Genomic DNA, 6,086 nt, shown 5'->3' on the forward strand with positions numbered 1-6,086 from the left:
GGCGGACAGGTCGTAGCTGGCGTTGACGTACGGGATGGAGAGGCGCCCGCGCAGGATGTCGCGGCGCGCTGGGCGGCGTCCGGGACGGATTGGGCCCACGTGGACCTGGCGCATGCCAGCGCGCCAACCGTCGCCAATATCAACCCTGTCTGCTGAAATCAACCCTGCGTGCTGAACGTGCTGCGAGCCGCTCATACGGCTGGACGCAACCTGCCTGCCGCCGTGCGTCGTCATGCCGTGACATCACGCGCATTTGTAGACGGCGGCCTCATCAACGCAAATAAGAGAAATCCGAAATTTGGGACGGAGTTATCCCGAGACGGGGCTGAAGACACGAGCAGCCCAGAGCGGCGATCAGTTCCCCCCGTGCGCGGGCAGATCAACTTGAAGCATCCGATCGTGCAGCTGGCCGATCTGATGGACGGCAGCGCATGGATGCTGTGTGCGCGGGCAGGCGGCCCTTTCTGCCCTGTGTTGGCAGGGCCGCCTGCAATCCTCAAGTGCTTTACGCAGCACGCAACTGCACACGGGGGAAATCCACCGGCACGTCGAACGCCACGTTCACGTAGTTGGTGAAGAGGTTCAACGCCACGTGCGCCAGGATCTCGACGATCTGTTCGTCATCGAAGCCGGCCGCGCGCACCGCCGCCACGTCCGTGTCGGCCACCTGGCCATGCTGACGCACCAGCTTCAGCGCAAAATCCAGCGCCGCGGCCGTCTGCGGATCGTCGGCGCGGCCGGCCTGGGCCGCGGCCATCTGCTCGGCAGTGGCGCCAGCCTTGCGGCCCAGCGCGGTGTGCGCGGCCAGGCAGTATTCGCAGCGGTTGCGGTCGGCGACGGCGACGGCGATCATTTCCGTCAGTTGCGGGGGCAGCACGCCGCCGCCCAGGGCGCCAAACGCGCCCCACATGCTTTTCAGGGCGGCGGGCGAGTTCGCGACCGCGCGGAACATGTTGGGGGTCGCGCCGAACGCGCCGTGGATCTGGTTAAGCAGCGCCTTGCTGGCGGCGGGAGCAACGGAGGAGTCGATGAGTTGAACGCGGGACATGATGTTTCCTTTCAGTGAGTTGATTCAGTCGTTAAGGGAAAGGCGCCGGTTGGTTGCCTGCTGCCTTTGCGCCAGTATGGGCGGGTCGGTAGTAATATTGGGCACCTATCGTCCACGATTCATATCTATTCGTCCAAGACGCCATGACACCCTCGCTCGACCGCCTGTCCGCCCTGCTCGACCGGTTCCGCGTGCGGGCGCAACTGTTCCATGCCGGCCCGCTGTGCGGCCTGAACCGGTTCGCGCCCGAACCCGGCCGCGCCTTCCTGCATGTGCTGCGGCGCGGCGACATGGAGGTCGCGCACCGGGCCGGCAGCGGCCTGCCCCGCCGGCTGCGCGTGGCCGAGCCGACCCTGCTGTTCTATGCGCGCCCGGTGCACCACGAATTCCACAACCCGCCCGAGGACGGCTCGGATTTCACCTGCGCCACGCTGCATTTCGAAGGCGGCGACCACCATCCGCTGGTGCGCGCGCTGCCGCCGCTGATCGCGTTGCCGCTGGCGCGCGTCGGTGGGCTGGAGCAGGCGCTGGCGTTGCTGTTTGCCGAAACCGAGCAGGTGCGATGCGGGCAGCGGCTGCTGGCGGACCGCCTGTTTGAGGTGGTGCTGATCCAGCTGTTGCGCTGGCTGATCGACCATCCTTCCGAGGCGGGCATACAGATCGGGTTGATGACGGGTCTTGCCGAACCGCGCCTGGCCCGCGCGCTGGTCGCCATGCACGAGCAGCCCGGCGCGGCCTGGACGCTGGCGGCGCTGGCCGCCCGCGCGGGCATGTCGCGCAGCGCCTTCGCCGCCGCGTTCAAGAACGTGGTCGGCCAGCCGCCCGCGGACTACCTGGCCGACTGGCGGCTGACGCTGGCGCAATCACGTTTGCGGGAAGGCATCGCCGTCAAGACGATCGCCGCCGAGCTGGGATATGCCAATGCCTCGGCGCTGTCTCGCATCTTCAGCCAGAAGCTGAGCGCTTCGCCGCGGCAATGGCTGGATGCGCGCGAGGGAGAAGGCTGACCGGGCGGCAGTTGGCGACGCGGGAGGCTGGCGGTCCGGCGGCCGGCGGTCGACGGTCCAACGGCCAGCAGTCGGCGATCCAGCGACCGGTGGTCCCCCCGGCGACGCGTCCGTCCAACATGAGGGTTCACCATGTCTGGCGGCGTGCGCCCGGCAGACCTACTATTGCGCACCCCTCAGGCCCAACCCGTCGGACTGCCATGCGTACCCGCACCGCCCTCGCCCTGCTTTGCTCCCTGATCTGCGCGTCCGTCCAGGCGGCCACGCCGCCCGACATCCTCGAGAACTCGCTGGGCATGACGTTCGTCCGTGTGCCGGCGGGTACGTTCCAGATGGGCAGCGACGAAGGGGCCGCCACGCTGGCTGCCGCTTATCCGCACTATCCGCCCGATCGCTACGCTCAGCTCTTTGACGAAGCGCCGGTGCACACGGTTCGCATCACCCGTCCGTTCTATCTGGAGCGCACGGAAGTCACCGTGGGCCAGTTCCGGCGATTCATCGAAGCGTCCGGCTACGTGCCGGAGTCCGAAGCCGACGGCACCGGGGGCTACGGCTACAACGCCGCCTACGATCCGGAGACGTCCGCATCGGGCGACGCCTTCGAAGGCCGCGACCGCCGGTATTCCTGGCGCAACCCGGGATTTGCGCAGGGCGACGATCACCCGGTGGTGAACATCAGTTGGAACGACGCGCAGGCGTTGGCGCAGTGGCTGACCAAGACGGAGGGCCGCGTGTATCGCCTGCCCACCGAGGCCGAATGGGAATACGCCTGCCGCGCCGGCACGCGCACGCGATACCAAAATGGCGACGACCCGGCCGCGATGCCGGACGTAGGCAACGGTTTTGATGCCGACGCCAGCCCGTTGTGGCCGAAATGGCAGGCGTTTGCCTCGCCGCGCCACGATGGCAACACCTTCACCGCCCCGGTCGCCAGCTACGCGCCCAACGCGTTCGGCCTGTACGACATGCACGGCAACGCGTGGGAATGGGTCTCGGACTGGTACGGCGAGGACTACTACGCCAACTCGCCGCCCAATGATCCGCAGGGTCCGGAAACGGGCAACGTACGCGTGCGGCGCGGCGGCTCGTGGCATACGTGGGCGCTGTACACCCGGTCGTCGTACCGCAACTGGAACACGCAGGAAACGCGCTATCCGCTGGTCGGCGTGCGCCTCCTGCGCGAGGCCGACGCCGCCGACTGAAAGAAAAAGACTTCCTGGTGGGTTAGCATGGCCGCACGATCCATTTGAAGAGAATCCTGACATGCACACGCTGGGCCGTCTCGTCCTGCTTGTAAACGACTACGACACCGCCATCGCCTTCTACCGGGACAAGCTCGGGATGGAGGTGTCTGTCGACATGCCTGTCGGCCAGCAGCGTTATGTGCATCTGCGTCTGCACGACCAGCCCTCGGTGGGCATGTGGCTGCTGCAGGCCCAGACGCAGGCGCAGCGCGATCGCGTCGGCGACCAGACCGGCGGTCAGCCGGTCGGGGTGTTCTACACGGACGACGTGCTGCGCGATCACGCGCACTTTTCGGCCAAGGGCGTGCGCTTCACGCGCGAACCCGTGCACGAAGAGACCGCCGCGTACGCCCACTTCATCGACCTGTACGGCAACGAGTTCGTGCTGGTCCAGTTGAAGCAGCCGGCGTAATAACCGGACCTTGCCATGGCCTTCGATGCGACCCGCATGGACTGGATCCGGCGCGCCGCGCCGTCCAGCCGCGTGGAACGCATCGAAGCGTATTTCGGCGGGCATGGCTACGACATGCACCGTCACGACACCTATGCCATCGGCCGCACCCTGGCCGGCGTGCAGAGTTTTCATTACCGGCGCGGCATGCGGCACAGCCTGCCCGGCGGCACCATGGTGCTGCATCCCGACGAAGCGCATGATGGCCAGGCCGGCACCGATGCGGGCTTTCACTACCGGATGATTTATGTGGAGCCGGCGCTGATCCAGCAGATTCTGGGCGGCCGCGCGCTGCCGTTCATCCGCGACGGCATCAGCGCCGATCCGCGGCTATACGCGGCTAGCGGCGCGCTGCTCCCGGCCACGGGGCAGGACATCGACCCGCTGCAGGAAGACGACGCGTTGTATGAACTGGCGCACGCATTGTGCGCCGCCGCAGGACGCCGGACGGGCCGGCGCTCCCCCGACTACACCGCCGCCGAGCGCGCGCGGCACTACATCCACGCGTCGCTGGATCAGCCGATTCTGCTGGACGACCTGGCGCGCGCCGCGGGCACGGATCGCTGGAGCCTGTCGCGCGATTTTCGCGCGCTGTTCGGCACCAGCCCTTATCGCTACGTGATGCTGCGGCGCCTGGATCTGGCGCGCCGGCTGATTGCGGCGGGGACTCCACTGGCGCAGGCTGCCGCGGACGCCGGCTTCACCGATCAAAGCCACCTCACGCGCCGCCATGTGCAGGCCTACGGCATGGCGCCCGACCGCTGGCGGCGGATGCTGCACGGCTGACGCGCGGCCCCGGCCAGCATCGGCAGAACCTGCTCGATCGTACAAGACGGCACGCCCGGCGCCGCCATATCGTGGGGCTTTCCCTCCCGAGAGTCCGCCATGTCCGTTTCCGCTTCCATCAATCTGGCCGCCAAGCTGGCCCTGATCCACGACCACTGGATGCCCAAGGTCATTGCCGAGATGAACGACTACCAGTTCAAGCTCGTCAAGCTGCAAGGCGAATTTGTCTGGCACTCGCACGCCGACACGGACGAGACGTTCATCGTCATCGCGGGCCATCTGCGGATCGCGTTGCGTGACGGCGAGATCGCGCTGGGTCCCGGCGAAATGACCGTGATCCCAAAGGGCGTGGAACACAAGCCCTGTGCGCCGCAGGAAGTGCAGCTCATGCTGATCGAGCCGCGCGGCGTCGCGAACACCGGCGACGAAGGCGGCCCGCGCCGCGCGCCCAACGACGTATGGATCTGATCGCCCGCGTTTGCTAACGTGTGGCCCAACAGTGGAGCCACTTCAGGAGGAAACCATGTCCAAAGTCATGCTGGTCACCGGCGGCAGCCGCGGCATCGGGGCCGCCATCGCCAAGCTGGCCGCCCGCCGCGGGTACGCGGTCGGCGTCAATTACCACGCCAATGCCGATGCCGCGCAGGCGGTCGTGGACGAGATCACCCGCGACGGCGGCAAGGCCGTCGCGATTCAGGCTGATGTCGCGCAGGAAGACCAGGTGCTGCGCATGTTCCGCACGCTGGACGACCGTCTGGGCCGCATCGACGCGCTGGTCAACAATGCCGGCATCCTGGAAAAGCAGATGCGCGTCGAGGACATGGACGCCGCCCGGCTGCACCGGGTGCTGTCCACCAATGTCGTCGGCGCGTTCCTGTGCGCGCGCGAAGCCGTGCGTCGGATGTCGCCGCGCCACGGCGGCCAGGGCGGCGCGATCGTCAACGTGTCGTCGGCCGCGGCGCGGTTGGGATCTCCCAACGAATATGTGGACTACGCCGCGTCCAAGGGCGCGATGGACACGCTGACCATCGGGCTGTCCAAGGAAGTTGCTCCCGAAGGCATCCGCGTGAACGGCGTGCGCCCCGGCACGATCTACACCGAGATGCACGCCAGCGGCGGCGAGCCGGGCCGCGTGGACCGGCTTAAGAGCGTGATTCCGCTGCGTCGTGGAGGCACCGTGGAAGAAGTGGCCGGGGCGGTGATGTGGCTGTTCTCGGACGAGGCCGGCTATACCAGCGGCTCGTTCATCGAGGTGTCGGGCGGAAGTTAACGGGCAACACGGCAAGACGCCACCAGATGGATTCTGTTCCGGTGTCTGACACCCGTTGGGACGCTGCTGCAAACTGACGAGCATCTCCCTAGGGTGTCAGACACCTGCGCAAGACTCCACTGGATGGGTTCTGTTCCGGTGTCTGACACCCGCTGAGACGCTGCTGCAAACTGACGAGCATCTCCTCAGGGTGTCAGACACCTGCGCATGACTCCACTGGATGGGTTCTGTTCCGGTGTCTGACACCCGTTGGGACGCTGCTGCAAACTGACGAGCATCT

General features: G+C 67.0%; 7 protein-coding genes. 6 read left to right on the forward strand and 1 reads right to left on the reverse strand.

Annotation, left to right across the window (positions count from 1 at the left end; translation table 11 throughout):
• Positions 1-505: 505 nt before the first annotated feature.
• A complete protein-coding gene (locus RT697_RS26340; RefSeq protein ID WP_313702581.1) occupies positions 506-1,048 on the reverse strand; it encodes a peroxidase-related enzyme in 543 nt (180 codons plus the stop codon).
• A 143-nt stretch (positions 1,049-1,191) separates the two neighbouring features.
• On the opposite strand from RT697_RS26340, the gene RT697_RS26345 reads away from it, so the two are divergent.
• From RT697_RS26345 to RT697_RS26370, 6 genes are all read left to right on the forward strand, one after another.
• The gene (locus RT697_RS26345; RefSeq protein WP_313702582.1) at positions 1,192-2,055 is read left to right on the forward strand and encodes an AraC family transcriptional regulator; all 864 of its coding nucleotides are present in this window, start codon (positions 1,192-1,194) and stop codon (positions 2,053-2,055) included.
• Between the two features lie 200 nt (positions 2,056-2,255).
• Positions 2,256-3,257 carry a formylglycine-generating enzyme family protein gene (locus RT697_RS26350; protein ID WP_313702583.1) on the forward strand — a complete coding sequence of 334 codons (1,002 nt, stop codon included), beginning with the start codon at positions 2,256-2,258 and terminating at the stop codon, positions 3,255-3,257.
• Positions 3,258-3,318: 61 nt separating this feature from the next.
• The gene (locus RT697_RS26355) at positions 3,319-3,711 is read left to right on the forward strand and encodes a VOC family protein (protein WP_056558318.1); all 393 of its coding nucleotides are present in this window, start codon (positions 3,319-3,321) and stop codon (positions 3,709-3,711) included.
• A 15-nt stretch (positions 3,712-3,726) separates the two neighbouring features.
• Complete coding sequence (locus RT697_RS26360; protein WP_313702584.1) at positions 3,727-4,536, forward strand: AraC family transcriptional regulator; 810 nt, start codon at positions 3,727-3,729, stop codon at positions 4,534-4,536.
• A gap of 99 nt (positions 4,537-4,635) precedes the next feature.
• Positions 4,636-5,004, forward strand: coding sequence for a cupin domain-containing protein (locus RT697_RS26365; protein WP_313702585.1), 369 nt, complete (start codon positions 4,636-4,638; stop codon positions 5,002-5,004).
• Positions 5,005-5,059: 55 nt separating this feature from the next.
• Positions 5,060-5,806 (forward strand): SDR family oxidoreductase, encoded by a 747-nt coding sequence (locus RT697_RS26370; RefSeq protein ID WP_313702586.1) that lies wholly within the window; start codon positions 5,060-5,062, stop codon positions 5,804-5,806.
• Positions 5,807-6,086: the final 280 nt, after the last annotated feature.

It is taken from the genome of Achromobacter sp., from assembly GCF_032113835.1.
Classification (GTDB): domain Bacteria; phylum Pseudomonadota; class Gammaproteobacteria; order Burkholderiales; family Burkholderiaceae_B; genus Achromobacter.

Excerpts from the sequence above, each read along its gene's own strand:
- RT697_RS26340 (WP_313702581.1), bottom strand. The coding sequence starts at position 1,048 with ATGTCCCGCGTTCAACTCATCGACTCCTCCGTTGCTCCCGCCGCCAGC.
- RT697_RS26345 (WP_313702582.1), top strand. The coding sequence starts at position 1,192 with ATGACACCCTCGCTCGACCGCCTGTCCGCCCTGCTCGACCGGTTCCGC.
- RT697_RS26350 (WP_313702583.1), top strand. The coding sequence starts at position 2,256 with ATGCGTACCCGCACCGCCCTCGCCCTGCTTTGCTCCCTGATCTGCGCG.
- RT697_RS26355 (WP_056558318.1), top strand. The coding sequence starts at position 3,319 with ATGCACACGCTGGGCCGTCTCGTCCTGCTTGTAAACGACTACGACACC.
- RT697_RS26360 (WP_313702584.1), top strand. The coding sequence starts at position 3,727 with ATGGCCTTCGATGCGACCCGCATGGACTGGATCCGGCGCGCCGCGCCG.
- RT697_RS26365 (WP_313702585.1), top strand. The coding sequence starts at position 4,636 with ATGTCCGTTTCCGCTTCCATCAATCTGGCCGCCAAGCTGGCCCTGATC.
- RT697_RS26370 (WP_313702586.1), top strand. The coding sequence starts at position 5,060 with ATGTCCAAAGTCATGCTGGTCACCGGCGGCAGCCGCGGCATCGGGGCC.